Genomic DNA, 20,461 nt, shown 5'->3' on the forward strand with positions numbered 1-20,461 from the left:
CATGCATTATGGTTAGGGAACTGTTTGTCAAGTATAAAAGTATCATTGCCTACCTTTTTTGGGGCGTAATCACTACCATCGTTAACATCGGCGTATTCATGATTTGGTTTCAACTGGGCGGTAATTACCAGGTCGGTACTGTACTGGCGTGGTTTCTATCGGTCCTGGTAGCTTTTTTCAGTAATAAAGTATGGGTGTTTAATAGCCACTATGGTAGTTTCAGCGATACGTTACGGGAGCTGGTGTCATTTTTTGGGGCGCGCTTAGTCACGTTGGCGATGGATATGCTGATTACATGGATTGGAATCTCATTACTGCACTGGGACGCGTTGGTTGTTAAGATTCTGGACAACGTGATTGTTGTGATTGCCAATTATGTTTTGAGCAAGTTGTTTGTGTTTCGGAAAAGTAAGGATGTGTGAGTCAAACTAATAGTAGACGAGTCTGATCACCATTGTATTCGCTTGAATAACCTTTTTAAGTTGTCATGTCCGTTGGGCAGAATTGGTATCATGTTGGCTTGATAAGTGAGTTGTCACCCTCAAAAAGGACTGTTCTAGAAAAATTCTTGCAGTTAAGCCTACAGTCAACTGCGGGTAAATGATAGGGGTGGGATAATTAATTTAGTGTGCATTTTTTGAAATGGGGGAGTCTCTTATGAGAAAAACAATTAGGCCTGCTAATCTGGCTTTTTACGTGAGTTCTTTATTGGTTCCTAGTATTTTTACGATATTAGTTTTTTTTATCACGCATGTAGCACCGTTCGGTCATAACACGGTGGCGAGCGTAGATTTTAGCAATCAATATATGGCGTTGTTCGCTTATTTGAAGAGAGCTCTAGCGGGCAATGCATCTTGGGCCTACTCGAGTGAGTTTGGCTTGGGTGGAAATGTTTTCGGCGTCATTACATATTACCTGTTAAGTCCGCTAAACGTGATATTGCTCTTCTTCCATGTTACTGAGTTGCCTTACTTTGGAACGTTAATTACAGTGGTGAAAATCTCATTAATTGGTTTCACAACTTTTTTGTTTTTACAGAAGTCGAAGTTTGTTAATGAGGAATTATTGTGTGGTTCCCAACTAAGGTTCAAGAACTATACTTCGTTGATGTTTTCGAGCTTCTTCCCATTGTGTAGTTTTGTATTTGCGTACAAGGAATGCATAATGTGGCTTGATGCACTCGTATTATTGCCTCTTGTATTGTTAGGGATGGACAGGATAATTTATGGCCGACGTCCGCTACTTTTCATTGTTTCGGCATCTGGCGCAATAATTACAAATTTTTACTTTGGTTACATAGTTCTTTTATTTTCTGGTATTGTTTTTGTTTTTTGGATTATTCGTGCTTTGCTTTGCAAGATGAAGAGCATTGCGATTACGGTAATTTGTTTTGCTTTTTCCAGTGTACTTGTCCTCCTGATTTCAGCTGTTGTAACTTTGCCAGGGTTTCTTGGCTCATCTCAGGTTCGAAAGAGCGCAATCTTCCACTTTTGGCCAGTGTATAGTTTTCCAAATTTAATTAGTCAGCTTTTCAGCGAAAGCCAGGTTTTTAATACAAATTTACATGTCCCGATTATCTATGTGGGATTACTTGTTTTAGTTGTATTTTTTATTTTTTTCATGCAATCAGGCGTCAGGTTTATCGATAGGGCTTTGGCAGGGGCAATGCTGATTTTCGTTGTTTTCACAACGTGGATTGATTTTTTTTACTTGATATGGCATGCAATGGCCTGGCCAAATGGTTACCCTCAACGTGAATCTTTCGTGATTCCCTTCATCTTTTGCGTCCTTGGTTATGTGGCTTTGCTTCGGGCATTTGATGACAGTTCAAGTAAGTTTGCTAAGCAATTATTTGCGTCCTTCACCCTAATTTTAACACTAGCATTTATTGGCACGGTGCATATGTCACTCGAATATATGTTAGTCGTCCTGATTGTAACTTTAGCTATTTGCGTATTTTTGTACTTGTTTGTTGCGTATCGACGTCTTAGGTATTTTGCAATTTCATTTGTGCTTGCTTTAGTATCGTTGTTTTACGTTGACTTTAAAGTTGAAAGGCTTTCTGCTAATGAAAGCATGAAAGTAGGGGCATATAAAAAATTTATTTTGCAAAGTTGGGATGAGATAAGTTTTGTAACTAGAAACGATAAATCTAATTACAGAATCGGCAATAGGTACCAAGCTAATGACAATGATCCTATTACATTAGGTTACAACGGCGTTTCCAATTATGTTTCTCAACAATCGACACAATTGACTGATTTCCTCTCGGCTGTGGGGTATTATCAAAAGCACCAGCCTTGGACCAGATGGTCAAATTTCAATAATGGTTCTACGCTTTCATTTGATAGGCTGTTGGGAATTAAGTACACATATGGTAATAACTCGAAAAATTTTTCAAAAATTGTAGAGGATGCCAATGCCAATGGCATGAGCGGTGATAATACTTTTCTAACGATGCCGGTCGCATCTGGGGTAAGTAAAATCACCAAAGGTCATTGGTTTGGTACGAGAGATGTAAATGCGTTCCCATTGGTATTTAGGGCAAATGGTGATACTGTCAACAAAGCTCTACAAGTTGAATATAGTCCAACGCATAATCCGTTTTTGGTGCAAAACGAGGTTTGGAAGCGATTGGCTGGGTCGCAGAACATGATGATTAATCAAGCCACTAGAATGACAAAGAAAATTAATAGTTTTGAAAGTGTTCTTAACCATTCAGGCAACGTGTATGCTTTTTTTCCTACCGCTGAAAAGGAAACACCAGCTGCAGTCAAAGTTAAGGTTAATGGTAAAATAGTATCAGATTTAAATCAGAGTGATGCTGAGAACGGCATAGTTTATCTTGGCAAGTTTGAACGCAATCAGAAAATAACAGTTACACTTGACAAAATGGTCAAGGAATCTCTTGTTACTTACCAAGCTCCTTTTATTGCGGTGGAAAATGAGCAGTCATTCAAATTGGCACGCCAGAAATTGGTTGATCAATCGATAGATGGGATTTCTTTGAAGGGTGCCTGCCTTAAATTTTTAACTGGGTCAGAATTTTCGCATGGAACTGTTGTCACTACAATTCCCTTCGATTCTGGGTGGAAAGGCTTTGTAGATGGACGACAAGAAAAATTACGTAGAGTCGCTGGGGAGTTTATGGGTATTGATGTCCCAAGTGGCAGGCACAAGGTTGTACTTAAATATGAGGTCCCTGGGTTAAGGCTTGGATTAATTTTATCACTCACTGGCATACTGATTTTGACGGTTTTTATTTGTACCAGTTCATGGCTATCACATGTTCGAGTTGAAAATAGTTTACGGGAGGATTAAGGATGCAAACATTTGCGGCAATTATCCCATGCCATAATGAAGAAGAAAATGTTCCCTTGATTTACGCTGAATTAGAAAAAACATTTAGCCAGTTATCAGACTATCATCTGATTACTTGGTTCGTTAATGATGGTTCGACTGATAAAACGCTAATGGCTATCCAAATGCTTCAGTCTAGTAATCCTGATGTGCATTACATTGATATGTCTCGAGCATTCGGCAAGGAAGCGGGGATGTATGCTGGCTTGTCTAATGCTAAAGCGGATTTTTATTGTATTTTGGATGCTGATTTGCAAGACCCGCCATCAATGATTCCAGATATGCTTGATGGCATAAGTAATGGTTACGACGTTGTTGGTGCTGCGCGGACTAATAGAGCGGGGGAACCACCAGTACGATCATTTTTTGCGAACTTGTTCTATAAAATCATTAACGCGGTTAGTTCAACGCCAATTATTCCGGGTGCTCGTGACTTTCGTGTTATGACTAGACAGGTTGTCGAAGCAGTCCTATCGTTATCCGAAAGCCAGCGCTTTAGCAAAGGGTTGTTTAGTTGGGTTGGGTTCAAAACCAAGTATTTGCCGTATAAAAATGTTGAGCGTAAACATGGTGAGACTAGTTGGAATTTTATGAGCTTGCTCAATTATTCGATTGATGGGCTAGTCGATTATTCCGATGCCCCGTTAACGCTGGTCTCAGGTCTGGGTTTGATTAGTTTTGTTGGGGCTGCACTTGCGTTAATTTTTATCGTCGTACGCGCAGCTATTTATGGCGATCCGACGGCGGGGTGGCCGTCGATGGTTTCAATTATGTTAATGATTGGTGGGCTACAATTACTAGCCATTGGCATCGTTGGGCGGTACATCGGCCGGATTTTTCTTGAAGTGAAGAAACGTCCAATCTACATTGCCAAAAAAATTAAGTAGTTAAAAAGCATCAATTGTGTTGTTGCTCTAACTCGGAATGTTCCGGGTCCGCACAGTAAACACAACTGACGCTTTTTTAATGTTTAGTGAATGTCATTTTACTTGTCGTTGTAACCGTTAGGGTGAGTTGAATGCCATTTCCAAGCAGTAGCAATGATCTTTTCAATATCATCGTACTGCGGCTTCCAGCCGAGAACCTTACGGGCCTTGGAAGAATCAGCAATCAAGGTATCAGGATCACCGGGACGCCGTGGCGCATCTTCAGCAGGAATTTCCTTGCCGGTTGCTTTACGAGCCGCTTCCAGAATTTGACGGTTGGAGAAACCAGTGGCGGAACCGAGATTGAAGGCGTTACTGTCGTTGCCTGCAGCCAGGTACTTGAGGGCTAGAATATGTGCATCAGCTAAATCAACCACATGGACATAATCCCGCACGTTGGTGCCATCCGGAGTGTCATAATCACTACCGAAAATCTTGAGTTTGTCACGTTGACCGTTGGCCACTTGCAGAACAATTGGTACTAGGTGAGTTTCGGGGCCGTGGTCTTCACCGATGGAGCCGTCCGCCTTGGCACCAGCAACGTTGAAGTAACGTAGGGCGACAAACTTGATGCCATAAGCCAAGTCGGACCAATGCATGATTTTCTCCATCATCAACTTACTTTCGCCATAAGGGTTGATGGGCTCCTGCTTGTCAGTTTCTTTGATGGGCACACGCTCGGGAGTGCCATAAGTTGCGGCGGTGGAACTAAAGACGATGCGCTTCACGTTGAACTCGTTCATTACTTCCAGAACACTGATAAGTCCCGCAGTGTTGTTATCAAAGTAGTCCAGCGGTTGCTGCATGCTTTCTGGAACAATGGAAAAGGCAGCAAAGTGGACAACTGCCTCAATGTCCTCTTGACGGAATACGGAACGCATAAAGTCCTTATCGCGGACGTCACCCTTGTAAAAACGTGCCTCTGGCCGCACTGCAGCCCGATGTCCTTTAACTAAGTTGTCAACGACCGCGACGTCGCTGCCCTGATCAACCAAACGGTCAACCATGTGTGAACCAATATAACCGGCTCCCCCCAAAACAAGTACTGTCATACTATTTCCTCCAAGTTCAATTGTGAAATTCTTGTTACAGTATACGCACAGTGTAGCATACTGTACGTGCTTTCATGGTATGATTCTACTCGTGTGTTGCAAGTCGGGGGACTGTGCACTTATTTGTATAAGGATTACTTAATAATTGCTCTTTACGTCTATGAACTGCACTGAACACGGAGTTCAGCGTGGTAATATGGACGTAAGTTAGGGTTTGTGGTAAATTCAGCGATAACGGATTTACGCCAAATGTTCGAACCGGGACAAGCATTACTGGTGAAATTTTTGTTCTGGGGACGATATTTTAGGAGAGAATAAATCATGAAAGCAAGTACTAGTACTACTGGAGTTGAACTTATGCGTGCCAGCACAGTTGTATACAAAGTGACCAAGCGCCTGATGGACATTGTTGGTAGCTGTGTTGCATTGGTCATCTTTTCACCCGTTATTTTGTATATTGTAATTGCTATTAAACTAGAAGATCACGGCCCTGTTTTGTACAAGCAAACGCGTGTAGGCAAGAACGGTCAGGAGTTTGAGCTGTGGAAGTTCCGTTCCATGGTGCAAGGTGCTGATAAGATTAAGGGACAGTTGGCCGATCAAAACGAAATTGAAGATGGGCCAATGTTTAAGATTAAGGATGATCCGCGTATCACCAAAGTCGGTAAATTCATCCGGCATCATTCACTAGATGAAGTGCCGCAGTTCGTGAACATTCTCAAAGGTGATATGAGCCTCGTAGGGCCACGTCCAGCGTTGCCGCGCGAGGTGGCTGAGTATGATGAACGGGATATGGAACGTCTGCAAGTGATTCCAGGCTTAACTGGTTTGTGGCAGGTTAGTGGCCGGAGCAAATTGACGTTTGCACAAATGGTGGATTTGGACTTAACGTACATCAATCACCGGTCAATTTGGTTCGACATTCGGATTATTTTTAAGACGTTCCTGCAGATGTTTGATCCTAAAGACTCTGGTGCGTACTAATTATAAGAAAATTATTTACTGAGAGGACCCTTTATGAAACGCGTTATCACGTATGGTACGTTTGATCTATTGCATTATGGACACATTGAATTACTACGGCGAGCAAAGGCGTTGGGTGACTACCTCGTTGTTGGCCTGTCCACTGATGAGTTTAATTGGGACAGTAAGCGCAAGAAGGCCTATTTTCCCTACGAGAAGCGGAAGGCCCTGCTCGAAGCAATTCGCTATGTTGATTTAGTGATTCCCGAAAAGTCCTGGGATCAGAAGGATTCAGATATTGCGGAATATCACATTGATACCTTCGTGATGGGCGATGATTGGGCTGGTAAGTTTGATTTTGTTGAAAAGGATACTGGTGCGCAGGTGATATACTTGCCACGGACCCCAGAAATTTCCACCTCGAAAATTAAACAAGATTTGAACATGAAGTAGCTGTTTATGCTGATTGTTTTGCCAGTATATGGGCTGAACAACTGGTGTTGAAGCCGTCAACGGGGTAAAATACCCGTGACGGCTTTTTTCTGTAAATAAGGCGATGGGGTTTGACCACCGCATAACCGTGAAGGAGAAATATAATGACAACCACATTTCCCGATGACAGCCTAGCGCTGCATACGGATTTGTATGAAATTAACATGATGTATACCTACTGGCGTGAGGGCATCGCGGAACGCAACGCAGTGTTTGAATCGTATTTCCGCACGATTCCCTATGGCAATGGGTATGCCGTTTTTGCCGGGCTCGAACGGGTGGTGCAATATCTGCAAGGTCTGCGTTTTAGTGACACGGATATTGCGTACCTACGTGAGACCCAGGATTATGAAGAGGACTTTCTTCAATACCTTAAGGACATGCGTTTGGGCTTAAGTATCCGTTCAGCTCTGGAGGGTGACTTAGTCTTCAACAATGAACCCGTTATGCAGATTGAAGGTCCGTTGGCGCAAGGCCAGTTGGTGGAAACCGCCATTCTGAACATCATTAACTATCAGATTTTGATTGCAACCAAGGCGGCGCGAATTCGGTCCGCGGCGGGGAACGATCCGCTGTTGGAATTTGGTTCCCGGCGAGCGCAAGAGATGGATGCGGCACTGTGGGGCACCCGGGCGGCCTACATCGGCGGGTTTGATGCTACTAGCAATGTGCGGGCAGCCAAAATCTTTGATATTCCGGCCAGTGGTACCCATGCACACTCACTTATTCAAACCTATCGTAGTGATTACAAGGGCATGATGGCTTATGCCAAAACGCACCACGACTGTGTGTTCCTAGTCGACACGTATGACACGTTACGCAGTGGGGTGCCAAGCGCAATTCGTGTGGCCACAGAAATGGGTGACAAGATTAACTTTCAGGGTGTTCGGATTGATAGCGGTGATATGGCCTACATCAGTAAACGGGTGCGTCAGCAGCTCGACGAGGCTGGCTTTGATCAAGCGAAAATTTATGCGTCCAACGACCTGGATGAAAAAACCATCCAGAACCTAAAAATGCAGGGAGCCAAAATTGATGTTTGGGGTGTAGGCACGCGCGTAATTACTGCGTACGACCAACCAGCATTAGGGGCAGTCTACAAGCTGGTCTCAATTGAAAACGGCGATGGCCAGATGGTCGACACCATCAAGCTATCGAGCAACGCCGAGAAGGTTTCAACGCCCGGTAAGAAACAGGTTTGGCGTATTACCGATACGAAGGATGGTAAGTCAGAAGGGGATTACATCGCGGTCAGTGATGAGGATCCGGCGGCTCAGTCCGAGCTGTACATGTTCCATCCTAATTACACGTACATTAACAAGACGTTGCACAACTTTACGGCGCGTCCGGTGCTGCAGGAGATTTTTGATCATGGTGAGTTGGTTTACGATTTGCCTAATCTACACGATATCCGGGCCTATGCAGCAAGCAACATGGATTCCCTTTGGGATGAATATAAACGTGATTTAAACCCACAGGAATACCCGGTGGATCTGTCACAAAAGTTATATGACCACAAAATGGATTACATTAAGCAGGTTCGTGCTGCTGTAGCTAAGTCGATTAATGAGTTAAATTAGTGGGAGATTGAACATGCGAGCATTACAAAAGCAGATTATTGAAACGTTACACGCAGTACCCAGCATTGATCCAGAAAGGGAAATTCGGAAACGGGTCGATTTTTTGAAGGACTACTTGAAGGCTAATCCCTTTTTGAAGACCTACGTTTTGGGTATTTCCGGCGGTCAGGACTCTAGTTTGGCTGGTGCCCTTGCTGAACGCGCCGTGTCTGAAATGCGGAAAGAAACGGGGGATGACAGTTACAAGTTCATCGCTGTACGCTTACCTTATGGTGAGCAGGCTGATGAAGCTGACGCCATGCAGTCAATTGCGTTTATGCAAGGTGATGAGACCATGCGCGTCAACATCAAGGCGAGCGTAGACGCGATGGAGCAGGCGGTTGAGGCCAATGGCTTACAGGTTTCCGACTTTAACAAGGGCAATATTAAGGCCCGTGCGCGGATGATTGCGCAGTACGCCATCGCGGGGCAAACGCATGGGGTGGTAATTGGCACTGATCATGCCGCAGAAGCGGTGACTGGCTTTTATACCAAGTTTGGTGATGGTGGTGCTGATCTGACCCCGCTAACTGGACTGAACAAGAGCCAGGGGGCATCGATGCTCAAAGCTATGGGCGCACCAGCACATCTATACGAGAAGGCTCCAACCGCGGACTTGGAAGATAACCGTCCGGCTTTGGCCGACGAAACGGCACTGGGTGTGACCTACCGCAACATTGATGATTACCTTGAGGGCAAGGACGTGCCCGATGATGTGGCCGAGAAGATTGAAGCTTGGTACCGTAAGACGGAACACAAGCGGCATTTGCCGGCAACGTTGTTTGATAAGTATTGGCGGTAAGATGGTGCTATTAGGGAACGGGAGACCGGTCCCTTTTTCACGCTGATACAAATAGAATTTACTTTTTCTTGATGTGGGATGGTGTACTTAATTGCGACGTTTAAGTCAAACTATTGTCAACCTTTTTTACGTGCCATTATTGCTAATAACGCTTGCTAGTGGTGTCGGACTGATTCTACCTAATATTCAGGGAATGTCTTCATCGGGGATGCGGACGTTAGATTTGACGTACATAATGGCCGCCCTGTTAGTTGTTTTTCGAAAAAGGGTTAGCGCCGTCATAAACACTATTAAACCCGCAGTTGTAAAGTATCGCTGGCTTATTTTTGCTATCTTTACAATTGCATTGATAAGTTGGCAATGTTATCTGGTCAATCTTTTATCTGGTGACAGTATCTGGGATCCAGGCATTATCGTTCGGACTGCAATGGGGCGGAAGAGTTGGGTAACGGACTACTTTTCTTGTAACCCTAATACTTTCATGTTACTAGCGGTTGAACACTGGTTTTGGCTGATTTTTGGACAGCCAAACATGCATACATTTGTTGTAATGCTTAATTATGTCAATATTGTGCTTATCGACGGTGGAATTGTTTTTCTTGCCCTGGCTGTTAAAAACTTGCTTTGGAGTACCTGGGGCTTTTGGATTTCCTTAATTATGGGTACGCTGGTTTTCGGTATCACGCCATGGGTATCCCTGCCATATTCCGACAATTGGGCTTTTTTTCTTAGCTCTATTGGTTTATTGACTTTTGTTAAATTACTGAATTCAAAAAGAAAAACTTTTACTATAGCACTTGCATTAGTGCTTGGCGTTATTGTTGCTGTGAGCTATTTTATGAAGCCATCGCTTGTAATCTTTTATATTGCTATTGTTATTGTAAGTTTGGTTGCCCTTTTTTCACGACGGGTTTTTGTAAGTGGTTTAATGATTTTGGCCTTAGTAATATCGTTAGTTGGTGGTGGAGTCACTGCTACTGCAATTGTTGCTTATCGCAATCACAACGAGGTGGTTAAAATCGACAATAATAAAGCTTTGCCCATGATGCATTTTGCTGCGATGGGAATTCACGGATCTGGCGGTTATAACCGTGCTGATGTTTTCAAGGATTACCGAATTAAAAGCCCCCGGCAGCGTTCTGCGAGTGACTGGAAGCTGTGGAAACAGCGATTAAGTGCGTTTGGTTCGAAAACTAATTATGAAAAGTTTTTAGTGCAGAAACAAATGAATAACACTAATGACGGGACCTTTGCATGGGGCGGAGATGGTACATTTATTGATGCCTTTGAGAAGGGAAATGCTAATGAAAATTCGATACGTAAATTATATATGCGCGACGGTGTTGCTGTTCGACAGCAGAACGGTTATGGGTTTGTCGCACAAATACTATGGGTTTTAATAATCTTGCTTGCTTTAATCAGCGCATTTTCAGCACGATTATCAGTTCAGTTGATGAAATATACGGTGGTTGGGTTTTGTTTATTTTTGCTCATTTTTGAGGGAGGGAGGAGTAGATACGTAATCCAGTTTTTACCTTTTATTATAGTCTTGTCCGTGCAAGGATTAGCTTTAATTATTAAGTGGTTTAAAGAACAGGCTGCTTGAGAGCCGCTGGGAAGATAAATCATTTTCTGACATTAAGCGAAAATACAAAATTCAAATAAGTAAACAAAGCTCCGTCAAGTAAGTATTTAGTGGGTCTAAACTTGCTTGACGGAGCCTTATTCGTTTTAATGCCATTGTTGCGTTGGATGAAATGAATGATCACTTAATTCTGATAGTTTTCCATGTCAGATTCTTTTACTTTGGTTCGGCCATCTTTCTTGGCGTTAAGAATGGCTTGAGCAATGTCGGCGTCGCTCCAAGCTGATGGATCCACACCCTCGGACTGTAAATCTTTACGTGCTTGTTCAATTTCGGCGCTAGTGACGCTAGAAACTGCGTCACTCCCGTCATGGTCAGATGATGATGTTGACGAGGAAATGCTCGAAGAGGGGTTATTGTCTGATGATGAATTGTTACTATTCGTCGTAGCACTGCCGGTGGTACTTTCATTAGCATCGGTATTGGCGGTTGCGCCCTTGAGCAGGCTGACCTTGAGTTTGAGTGCTTTAATCTGAATCTGATAGTATTGTTTCGCTTGGATATCGTGGTCGCCTAACAAGTCATTAATGGTGCCCAGATCTGACGCGGAATTACCATTGCTCGCGGCCGTTTTCGCTAACGCAATTTCGTGGTTGAATGCCTTAATGGTTTGCTGGCGCACAGTGATTTTTTTGACGAGCCGTTTCTTGGCAGCATTGATGGCTGAAGTGCCATTGTGGGTTGACTTAGCCTGCTTTAGCGCGGTAGCTAGGTGATAGTTGTTCATTTGCTTGTCCGCTGACGCAAGACTTTTTGCTGCCTTAGCATAACTAGCAGCTTTTTTATTCTCTGTGTCATTTTGCTGGGCTACTTTGTAGTAAGCTTCAGCGGCCGAGTAGTTGCTGCTTTTCATGCTTTCATTGCCAGAAGTAATGGCGCCTTTGGCCGTTTTGCTATTATCAGTACTACATGCGGCTCCCAAAATTGCTAAAGTAGCTAGTGTGGTAACAGTAACGAATAAACCCTTTGTTGTCATTTTATCTACTCCATTCTTTTCCAATCCATCATGACACCACTTATGATGGATAAATCGGCTTCAAAAGGCAAGTGCTAACAGCCGAATTCGCAATAAAAGTGTAATATAATTCTTAAGATTTTCTTGTATAATAGCAAAGTGAAGTTAGTGGGTTACTACGGGAGAATTGATATGAATAAAATTGTTAAAGTGGCTACCGCCAGTGTGGTGGGATTAATCTCCGCGGCGGTGTTGGCAGGTTATACGGGTGTGGGTTCCCCAAAAGTTAATGCGGCGGTGATCACGCAGAGCGAGTTACATACAGGCTCATCTATCAATAGTTATATTGCGAACAATAAAATTCAGCCCGTGGGCATCACGAAAGAATTGCATACCTTTCAGATGTTTAAGTACAACACTAGTGGTAATAAGCCGGTTGGTGTGGTTTTTCATTATACGGATAATGCGTCTAATTATAGCGCCCGTAATGAGGCTAATTATGAAATTAATGGCGGATGGAAGAATGCGTTTGTACACACATTTATTGATGCTGGAACTATTCTTAACATTCACGATACCAACTATGGGTGTTGGGGATCAGGTCCACAGGGGAACAAGCGGTTCGTGCAGTTTGAACTAGTCACTGCGCGGAGCCGTAATGATTTTGCACATTCAATTAGTAACGCGGCTTGGTACGTGGCGTATTTAGCTCACGAGTACGGTTGGAACCTAACTTTGGCCTCGCAACATAATGGGTCTGGGACGTTATGGACCCATTATGATGTTACTCATTACTTGGGTGGTACTGACCACACAGACCCAATTGCTTATTTGAACAGTTGGGGGTACAACACTTCTCAATTTCTGGATTTGGCTAAAGCGTACTTTGATTACGGTGGTTTTTACGACACTATCACCTCAAATGTTGCTAAGACATACAATGCAACTATTTCTGAGAATAACCGTAATGATGGTTTGTATGCTACAGGTCCATACTACACAAGCGATCAAACACGTGTGCCCGCCACTGTTAGCGCCAAAACGTTGAATGGACAAAGCGTTAAGGTTTTGCGCCAGGCAGTGACTAAGCGAGCTACCTGGGTGCAAATTCAAACTTCTTCAGGTGCTGTCTGGTGGATGGATAAGCGCGGTATCACCGTCGATTACGACAAGGTATTGTCCAGCAGAACTGTTAGTTACTCTGCTTATCTGGATCAATCTTATCGCAATGATGGGCTCTACAAAGATGGACCATACATGACTGGACCTTCAACATTTGAATTTGCAGCCAAGCATGCCTCTCAATATGATAAACAGCCTGTTAGTGTGCTTGCTGAAGAGACTACTAGTCGCGGAACATGGGTTAAAATCCGTTTGAGCAATGGTGATACCTGGTGGATGGATAAGGCTGGTATTAAAACTTATGATTCAATTAGTGGCGAGAAGTCCCTGGGTAATGTCACAGTGCGCGTTACGCAAGATAAAAGAAATGATGGCTTATATGCTAGTGGCCCTTATCACACTAGTGCACAAACAATCTTGCCAGCTGCTAAGACTTTAAAGAAGTACAACGGGCAAACTGCAACAGCCATTAGGGAAGAAAAGACACCATTAGCTACATGGGTTCAGATTAAGTTAGAAGATGGTTCAACTTGGTGGTTTGATGAGCGCGGTATTACCTTTTTTGATTCAATTTTGTCTAAAAACGATAACACGTCAACTGTTATTGTTCGTCAAGATAATCGCAATGATGGGCTGTATGCTAGTGGGCCTTACATGACAAATAATTCTACCTTTGTGCCTGCCTGGAAGACTGCCAAGAAATACAACGGACAGCGTGCAACGGTTTTAGGTGAGGAAACCACGAAGCGTGCTACGTGGGTCCACATTAAGTTTGCCGACGGCTCCACTTGGTGGATGGATAAACGTGGCGTTGCACCATTTAGCTTCGACAAAGTATTATCCACCAGTAATGTAAGCTACAATGCACAGATTATTCAGAACTCGCGCAATGACGGTTTGTACCACGACGGACCGTACATGACTGGTGAAACCACCTACGCAACGGCGTCCAAGACCGCTAAGCCATACAATGGCCAGGCCGCCACTGTCCTTAAGGAAGAGACTACGGTTAAGGCCACATGGGTTCAGGTTAAATTGCAAAATGGTTCCACTTGGTGGATGGACAAACGCGGTATTTTGGCGTTTGATCCTATCTCTAACCGCGTGAACGTAAATTACAAGGTGCTGATTAATCAGTCGAGTCGGACTGATGGCCTGTACGCCACGGGACCATACTATACCAGTTTGGCAACTAAGCTGGCGGCGGTTAAGACTGCTAAACAGTTCAACGGTCAAGAAGCTACTGTCACTGTTGAAGCCACTACGCCTCGCGCAACTTGGGTACTTGTCAAGTTTGCCAATGGGTCTAGTTGGTGGATGGATAAACGTGGTGTTACACCGCAACAGTAATAGTTACTTTAGTAAGGCAAGGTGGCCATATGCTTACCTTGCTTTTACTGTACATATAGATGTGGCAAACACTGAAATCAGTAAAGGAACTTTGGTATGGATAAAAGCAATAAACAATTAATCAGGTTTTATAAACATTCGCACTATTCGCAATCTGTTGTGGTGCTTGTTTCTGCGGTTGTTTTGGGTGTGATTGCTGGTGGCAACATTAGTACAACTCATGCCAGCACAGTCTCAACCACTGAACAAAGTCAGACGGGTAGTGCTGCCAGCCAGAATACGACCTCCGCAACTGGAGCAAGCTCAACCAGTGCGGCTAGTAATGCTCAGACTACAGCAACAAGTAGTGCGACCAGTAGTGACGCACAACGAAGGAGTGTTGATGCTAATACCCAGGAAGCAAGTAGTGCTGGTAATGCCGCAAGCACCCAAAAATTAAACGCAGTCAGTTCTGCTGCTACCACTGCAACTGTTGCACCAGCAAGCAGTACGGCTTCTTCTGCAGGCGTTGGTAGTAACATTTCCCAGCCCTCTTCGGCTGCCATCCATGTTGTTACGGTGAATGGGGATGCAAGTAGTGTCTCCGCTGCTCAAAGCGCGGCGATGCAAGAATATATTGCAACAAAGACCCCACAAAAGATTGTGGCGGTATCAAGTACGATTCCACAACCAACGTTTAGTTCGTCTGCCAAACAACAAAACTACATTGTGAGTGTGGAAGAAGGGGCATTAGCAGGATGGTATGAACACAAAGTGCTGCCTTCCATTACTGTTGCCCAGTCAATTCTGGAAAGTGGTTGGGGTGGATCAACGCTTTCTGAGCGCGCCCATAACATGTTCGGTATTAAGGCCGACTCTAGTTGGCATGGGGCAACGTACGCCATTGCCACGAATGAAGTGATTAACGGGCGCACGGTTACCGTGAACGCCAAATTTCGAGCATATTCCTCAATCACTGCTAGCTTTGAAGACCACGGTGCGTTTATCAGCGGTAACTCTCGGTATGCTAACATTATTGGTAACAAGGATTACCGCTCCGTGGCCAATGATTTGCATAGCGACGGCTATGCTACGGATCCGACCTATGCTGGTAAGCTGATACAGTTAATTGATGAATATCACTTGACCATTTTGGACAACATTGCTTTCGGTGGTGACACAATTAGTGGTCACGCGGTGGCTTCAAACATTCACTACGATGCGGTCAAGTCTAACGTGGCGGTTAACTATGGCGGCCAAATTGTGGAGGGTAGTCGCAATGATGGCCTGTACAAATCCGGTCCCTACTATACCAGTTCCTCAACCCAAGCTACCGCTACGGTTTCAGCGCGTACGTTGAACGGGAAATATGTACGTGTCTTGCGTCGGGCCCAAACAGCACGCGCTTGGTGGGTGGAAATTCAGCTTAACTCGGGTGAGACCTGGTGGGTTGATCGAAGAGCCGTTCAGCAGGTTTCAGATACCAAAATGTTTGATGCCGTGACAAATAAACAGTCGGTCAATTACGGTGCTTATATTCACGAAGGTGGTAGGTATGATGGTTTGTACGCTAGTGGTCCGTACACGACTAGTACTTCAACTTTCTTGTACGCAACTAAGCACGCTGATAGTATTAATAACCAGGCTGTGACAGTCATTGCGGAAGCAACCACTAGTAAGGCCAACTGGGTACAGATACGTTTGGCGTCGGGCGCGACATGGTGGGTTGATAAACGGGCTATCGCTACGTATGACCAAATTACCAATGGACATGTTCTCAATGCAAATGTGTTTGTTGACCAAAATCATCGTAATGATGGGCTTTATGCTACCGGCCCCTACCACACGAGTGCCCAAACTATCATTCCGGCGACTAAAACGGCCAAACAGTATAATGATCAGGGAGCGACTGCCATTGCGGAGGCAACAACCGTTTTAGGTACTTGGGTGAAGGTACGCTTTAATGATGGTGCTACTTGGTGGATGGATTCCCGCGGAGTTGGTTTTCTTGATTCTATCATTTCTCAAAAATCAGATAGTGGTTTTGTCAAAATTGTCCAGGATGTGCGAAATGACGGATTATACGCCACGGGTCCTTATATGACGAGTACGGCTACCTATACGACGGCTTGGAAAACTGCCCGTTTGTATAACGGTCAAGGTGCACGGTTGCTGGGTGAAGCGGTCACTAAGCGAGCTACCTGGATTCACGTACGGATGAATGATGGCTCAACTTGGTGGATGGATCAGCGGGGTGCGGTGTCTTATCCATACGACCCAATATTGTCACTAAAATCAGTTAGTTATACCGCACAAATTGTACAAGACAGTCGCAACGATGGTTTATACCAAACAGGTCCGTATATGACCAGTGAGTCCACCTACCTGACCGCAGCTAAGACTGCTAAGCAATATAATGGCCAGCAAGTTCAAGTGATTGCCGAGGCAGTCACTAAGCGTGCTACCTGGGTGCAAATCAAGCTCAATAATGGGACAACTTGGTGGATGGATAAATGCGGTGTTCTGGCATTTGATACTGTTACTAATGAACAACCGCAAAGTTATCAGGTGACTGTTCAGCAACACGACCGTAACGATGGTTTATACCAAACGGCACCGTACTTTACCAGCGTTGCAACTAAAATTCCGGCCGTGAAGACAGCCAAACAGTATGACGAGCAAACTGCGACCGTCTTGAAGACGGCTGATACCATTCGTACAAAGTGGGTTTACGTGCAGTTTGTCGATGGTTCGCGCTGGTGGATAGATGCACGTGGTGTTGTCTAACATGGCGAAAATAGTGCTTGCTCCGCATTCAGTTATTCGTGTATACTAACAGTAAAGATAAGGGAGTAACCAGCCGACCACTTGTCGGCGGTAGTGCCACCAAGGATAAATCCTGGTGCTACCTTAAACCGGTGAGACTTATGGACTTGAGCCAATTTTGGCTTGAAGTGCATAAGCCTTTTTTATTCCTAGGTCAAAATTTGAGGAGGCAGCAACATGGCAAACAAACCCAGTTATCAACGCGATACCGCAGATGTGTTAATGGACCAGCATACTACCCCCGATGGTTTATCCGCCCAGGAGGCGCAACGCCGGTTAGAGCAAATTGGCCCCAATGCACTAGCGGCAAAAAAGAAGCAAACATTGGCTGGACGCTTTTTGAATCAGTTTAAGGATTTTATGATCATCGTGCTATTAGTGGCGGCACTGGTGGCCGGGGTCGTCGTGCATGAGTGGGCAGACGCCGGTATCATCCTGGCGGTGGTTTTGCTGAATGCCGTCTTTGGGGTATTTCAGGAAAGTAAAGCCGAGCAGGCCATTGAGTCGTTGCAGGCGATGACGAGTCCCAACGCCAACGTGCGGCGTGATGGCAAAGTGGTCGTTGTGCGCAGTGCAGAGGTGGTACCTGGCGATATTGTCCTGCTGGAAGCGGGGGATGTCGTCCCCGCCGATTTGCGCCTGATTGAGTCCGCTAACCTTCAAATTGAGGAATCCGCACTGACGGGTGAAAGTGTACCCGTCAACAAGCAAACTGCACTGATCACGGATAAAGTCGGTGTGGGTGACCAAACCAATATGGCGTTCATGAGTACCAACGTGACTTATGGGCGCGGTGTCGGTGTGGTTACTGGGACCGGTATGGCCACTGAAGTGGGGCACATTGCGTCCATGCTGGACAACCAGAAGGAAATGCAGACGCCGCTACAAGCTAATTTAGCCAAGCTGGGCCGCGCGTTGACGGTCCTGATTTTGGTGATTGCTGCCATTGTCTTCGTGGTCGGTCTGGCGAAAGGCTCTGAATCTCCGGCCAACATGTTTCTCACGGCGATTTCGCTCGCGGTGGCCGCAATTCCGGAAGGGCTGCCAGCCATTGTGACAATCATTCTGGCGTTAGGTACGCAAAAAATGGCCAAGCAGAACGCCTTGGTGCGCCGGCTACCTGCAGTTGAGACTTTGGGTAGCACGGAAATCATTGCCTCCGACAAGACGGGCACGTTGACCCAAAATAAAATGACCGTCGAACAGACCTATTATGATGGTGAATTACACCCGGCTAAAGCCGGAGTAGACTCCGACAGTCAGTTACTGCGAGTAATGAGCTTTGCTAATGATACTAACCGGCAGGATGACGGTACGTTGTTGGGTGACCCTACAGAAACCGCGTTGGTGGCTTTTGCTCAGCAGCACGACTTTGATTACCAAGATGAGTTAAGCAAGACGCCACGTGTTGCCGAAGTGCCGTTTGATTCCGAACGGAAATTGATGTCGACAATCCATGATTTAGGTAACGGCCAGTACTTGGTGGCCACCAAGGGCGCACCGGACGAACTGTTGCGGGTGTCGTCTGCGATTGACCGTGACGGGCGGGTACGCGACCTAACAGCGAGTGACCGCGACGACATTCTGGGTATCAACCACCAATTAGCGACGCAGGCCTTGCGGGTGCTGGGGATGGCGTACCGAATTATGGACCGAATTCCTGACGACGTGAACGCTACATTGATTGAGCATCAACTCATCTTTGCCGGGCTAGTAGCGATGATCGACCCCGAGCGGCCAGAGGTGCGCCAGTCCGTGGCGGAAGCCAAGCGCGCGGGTATCCGGCCACTGATGATTACGGGTGACCATCGCGACACCGCGCAAGCTATTTCGGAGCGACTGGGTATCATTACCCCGGGCGATGATCACGCCGTTATTACTGGCCGAGAGCTCGACCAGATTAGTGATGAAGACTTTGCTCACACCGTGCAGGACTACTCGGTTTACGCCCGGGTAGCCCCAGAGCATAAGGTTCGTATCGTGAATGCATGGCAAGGACAAGGCAAAGTGGTGGCGATGACCGGTGATGGTGTGAACGACGCACCGGCCCTCAAAGCGGCGGATATTGGGATCGCGATGGGGGTAACCGGGACGGAAGTTGCTAAGGGCGCATCTGATATGATTTTGGCAGACGACAACTTTAGCACCATCGTGGATGCAGTCCGGGCTGGTCGCAAAGTATTTGCCAACATTACTAAATCTATCCAGTACCTTCTGTCCGCCAATTTAGGGGAAGTCCTGACGTTGTTCATGATGACCATGATTGGTTGGGATATTCTGGCGCCGGTGCATATTTTGTGGATCAATCTGGTAACCGACACGTTACCAGCCATTGCGTTGGGCGTAGAACACACCGAACCTGGCATTATGCAGCAGCAACCACGAGGCCGCAATTCTAGTTTCTTGTCCGGTGGGGTGGGTTCAGCCATCATTTGGCAGGGACTTCTTGAAGGTGCATTGACCCTAGGAGTGTACTGGTTAGCCATCACCTTCCCGGTGCATACTGGTTACGCAGCAATGCATGCGGATGCGTTGACCATGGCATACGTGACGTTGGGGTTAATCCAATTGTTTCACGCCTTTAACGTGAAATCGCTCCACGGTTCCTTGTTTACTATGCACGTGTGGAACAACCGGGCGTTTAACTGGGCAATTGGCGTGGCTGCTTTGGCCTTGGCGGTAACGGTTGTGGTGCCTGGTTTTAACAGCTTGTTCCACGTGACGACGTTGAACGCTCTACAGTGGGGCATGGTCGCTGGTGCTGGTATTTTGATGATTTTGGTTGTGGAAATCGTGAAGTTCTTCCAACGGCGGGTGTTAAAGGTTAAAATATAATCTGTGAGACAACAAACGGCGCTCATGTGGGCGCCGTTTTGCTATGTTAATTTAACGCGGAGGAACTATCCATGAATAAGAACCAACAGAAGATGTACCAGTACGGCCGTTTAATTAACGACGTCATGGCGGACGTAGAAAAATTGCAGGACCGGATGAGCCCGCAGTTTCAGACGTTACGCACGGCAATCGATGATGATCGGCTAGCTGCAGTGGATGGTCAAGAGTTTACGGACATTCAAAGCAGCTTTGCCGACGGTACCGCTGAGTATCGTGAACTGGCAGCCAAGCTGGATGCCGCAGCCGCGCCGGCACGGTTGCTGGGTAACCACAAGCTACTGGTCGGTGCCTTCAACCGCTTTGTGCAGGGATGCCAGGATATGACCGACAGTCTGCAGGATGGGGGGACCATCGACGTAGCGAAGTTTAATGCCGCTGAACAGGCGCAAGACGCGGAAACCGACAAGATTACGAAGTACATTCAGAAGATTTCGCTATTGGTGTAATTTGCCATTGACACCACCCGCCGCCACAC

General features: G+C 45.8%; 14 protein-coding genes. 12 read left to right on the forward strand and 2 right to left on the reverse strand.

Annotated features, from left to right (window positions below; genetic code table 11):
- Window positions 1–8 precede the first annotated feature (8 nt).
- From FD19_RS00420 to FD19_RS00430, 3 genes are all read left to right on the forward strand, one after another.
- Window positions 9–422: a GtrA family protein gene (locus tag FD19_RS00420; RefSeq protein ID WP_056968865.1), complete on the forward strand. Its 414-nt coding sequence runs from the start codon at window positions 9–11 to the stop codon at window positions 420–422.
- A 235-nt stretch (window positions 423–657) separates the two neighbouring features.
- Window positions 658–3,321, forward strand: coding sequence for a YfhO family protein (locus FD19_RS00425; protein ID WP_056968866.1), 2,664 nt, complete (start codon window positions 658–660; stop codon window positions 3,319–3,321).
- Between the two features lie 2 nt (window positions 3,322–3,323).
- On the forward strand, window positions 3,324–4,247 hold the full coding sequence (locus tag FD19_RS00430) for a glycosyltransferase family 2 protein (RefSeq protein WP_056968867.1): 924 nt from the start codon (window positions 3,324–3,326) through the stop codon (window positions 4,245–4,247).
- Between the two features lie 98 nt (window positions 4,248–4,345).
- Here FD19_RS00430 and galE read toward each other — a convergent pair whose 3' ends face one another.
- Window positions 4,346–5,338, reverse strand: a complete 993-nt coding sequence (galE, locus tag FD19_RS00435; protein ID WP_054749196.1) for a UDP-glucose 4-epimerase GalE — start codon at window positions 5,336–5,338, stop codon at window positions 4,346–4,348.
- A 321-nt stretch (window positions 5,339–5,659) separates the two neighbouring features.
- On the opposite strand from galE, the gene FD19_RS00440 reads away from it, so the two are divergent.
- From FD19_RS00440 to FD19_RS00460, 5 genes are all read left to right on the forward strand, one after another.
- Entirely contained in the window at window positions 5,660–6,322 is a 663-nt protein-coding gene (locus FD19_RS00440; protein ID WP_054749197.1) for a sugar transferase, read from the forward strand.
- Between the two features lie 33 nt (window positions 6,323–6,355).
- Entirely contained in the window at window positions 6,356–6,754 is a 399-nt protein-coding gene (gene tagD, locus FD19_RS00445; protein ID WP_054749198.1) for a glycerol-3-phosphate cytidylyltransferase, read from the forward strand.
- A 143-nt stretch (window positions 6,755–6,897) separates the two neighbouring features.
- Window positions 6,898–8,373 (forward strand): nicotinate phosphoribosyltransferase, encoded by a 1,476-nt coding sequence (locus FD19_RS00450; protein ID WP_056968868.1) that lies wholly within the window; start codon window positions 6,898–6,900, stop codon window positions 8,371–8,373.
- A gap of 13 nt (window positions 8,374–8,386) precedes the next feature.
- A complete protein-coding gene (gene nadE, locus FD19_RS00455) occupies window positions 8,387–9,214 on the forward strand; it encodes an ammonia-dependent NAD(+) synthetase (RefSeq protein WP_056968869.1) in 828 nt (275 codons plus the stop codon).
- 91 nt (window positions 9,215–9,305) lie between these two features.
- Window positions 9,306–10,820: a glycosyltransferase family protein gene (locus FD19_RS00460; RefSeq protein ID WP_082619457.1), complete on the forward strand. Its 1,515-nt coding sequence runs from the start codon at window positions 9,306–9,308 to the stop codon at window positions 10,818–10,820.
- A gap of 163 nt (window positions 10,821–10,983) precedes the next feature.
- On the opposite strand, the gene FD19_RS00465 is transcribed toward FD19_RS00460, so the two are convergent.
- Window positions 10,984–11,835 (reverse strand): hypothetical protein, encoded by an 852-nt coding sequence (locus FD19_RS00465; RefSeq protein ID WP_056968871.1) that lies wholly within the window; start codon window positions 11,833–11,835, stop codon window positions 10,984–10,986.
- A gap of 171 nt (window positions 11,836–12,006) precedes the next feature.
- Here FD19_RS00465 and FD19_RS00470 point away from each other — a divergent pair, with 171 nt between their 5' ends.
- The 4 genes from FD19_RS00470 to FD19_RS00485 all read left to right on the forward strand — a co-directional run bounded on the left by FD19_RS00470 (window position 12,007) and on the right by FD19_RS00485 (window position 20,432).
- Complete coding sequence (locus tag FD19_RS00470; protein WP_056968872.1) at window positions 12,007–14,286, forward strand: GW dipeptide domain-containing protein; 2,280 nt, start codon at window positions 12,007–12,009, stop codon at window positions 14,284–14,286.
- Between the two features lie 96 nt (window positions 14,287–14,382).
- Window positions 14,383–17,052 carry a GW dipeptide domain-containing protein gene (locus FD19_RS00475; protein WP_082619458.1) on the forward strand — a complete coding sequence of 890 codons (2,670 nt, stop codon included), beginning with the start codon at window positions 14,383–14,385 and terminating at the stop codon, window positions 17,050–17,052.
- A 216-nt stretch (window positions 17,053–17,268) separates the two neighbouring features.
- Window positions 17,269–19,926: a cation-translocating P-type ATPase gene (locus tag FD19_RS00480; protein ID WP_056968873.1), complete on the forward strand. Its 2,658-nt coding sequence runs from the start codon at window positions 17,269–17,271 to the stop codon at window positions 19,924–19,926.
- A 71-nt stretch (window positions 19,927–19,997) separates the two neighbouring features.
- Entirely contained in the window at window positions 19,998–20,432 is a 435-nt protein-coding gene (locus tag FD19_RS00485; RefSeq protein WP_054749206.1) for a hypothetical protein, read from the forward strand.
- Window positions 20,433–20,461 lie beyond the last annotated feature (29 nt).

The sequence above is a fragment of the Lacticaseibacillus thailandensis DSM 22698 = JCM 13996 genome (assembly GCF_001436135.1).
GTDB lineage: Bacteria > Bacillota > Bacilli > Lactobacillales > Lactobacillaceae > Lacticaseibacillus > Lacticaseibacillus thailandensis.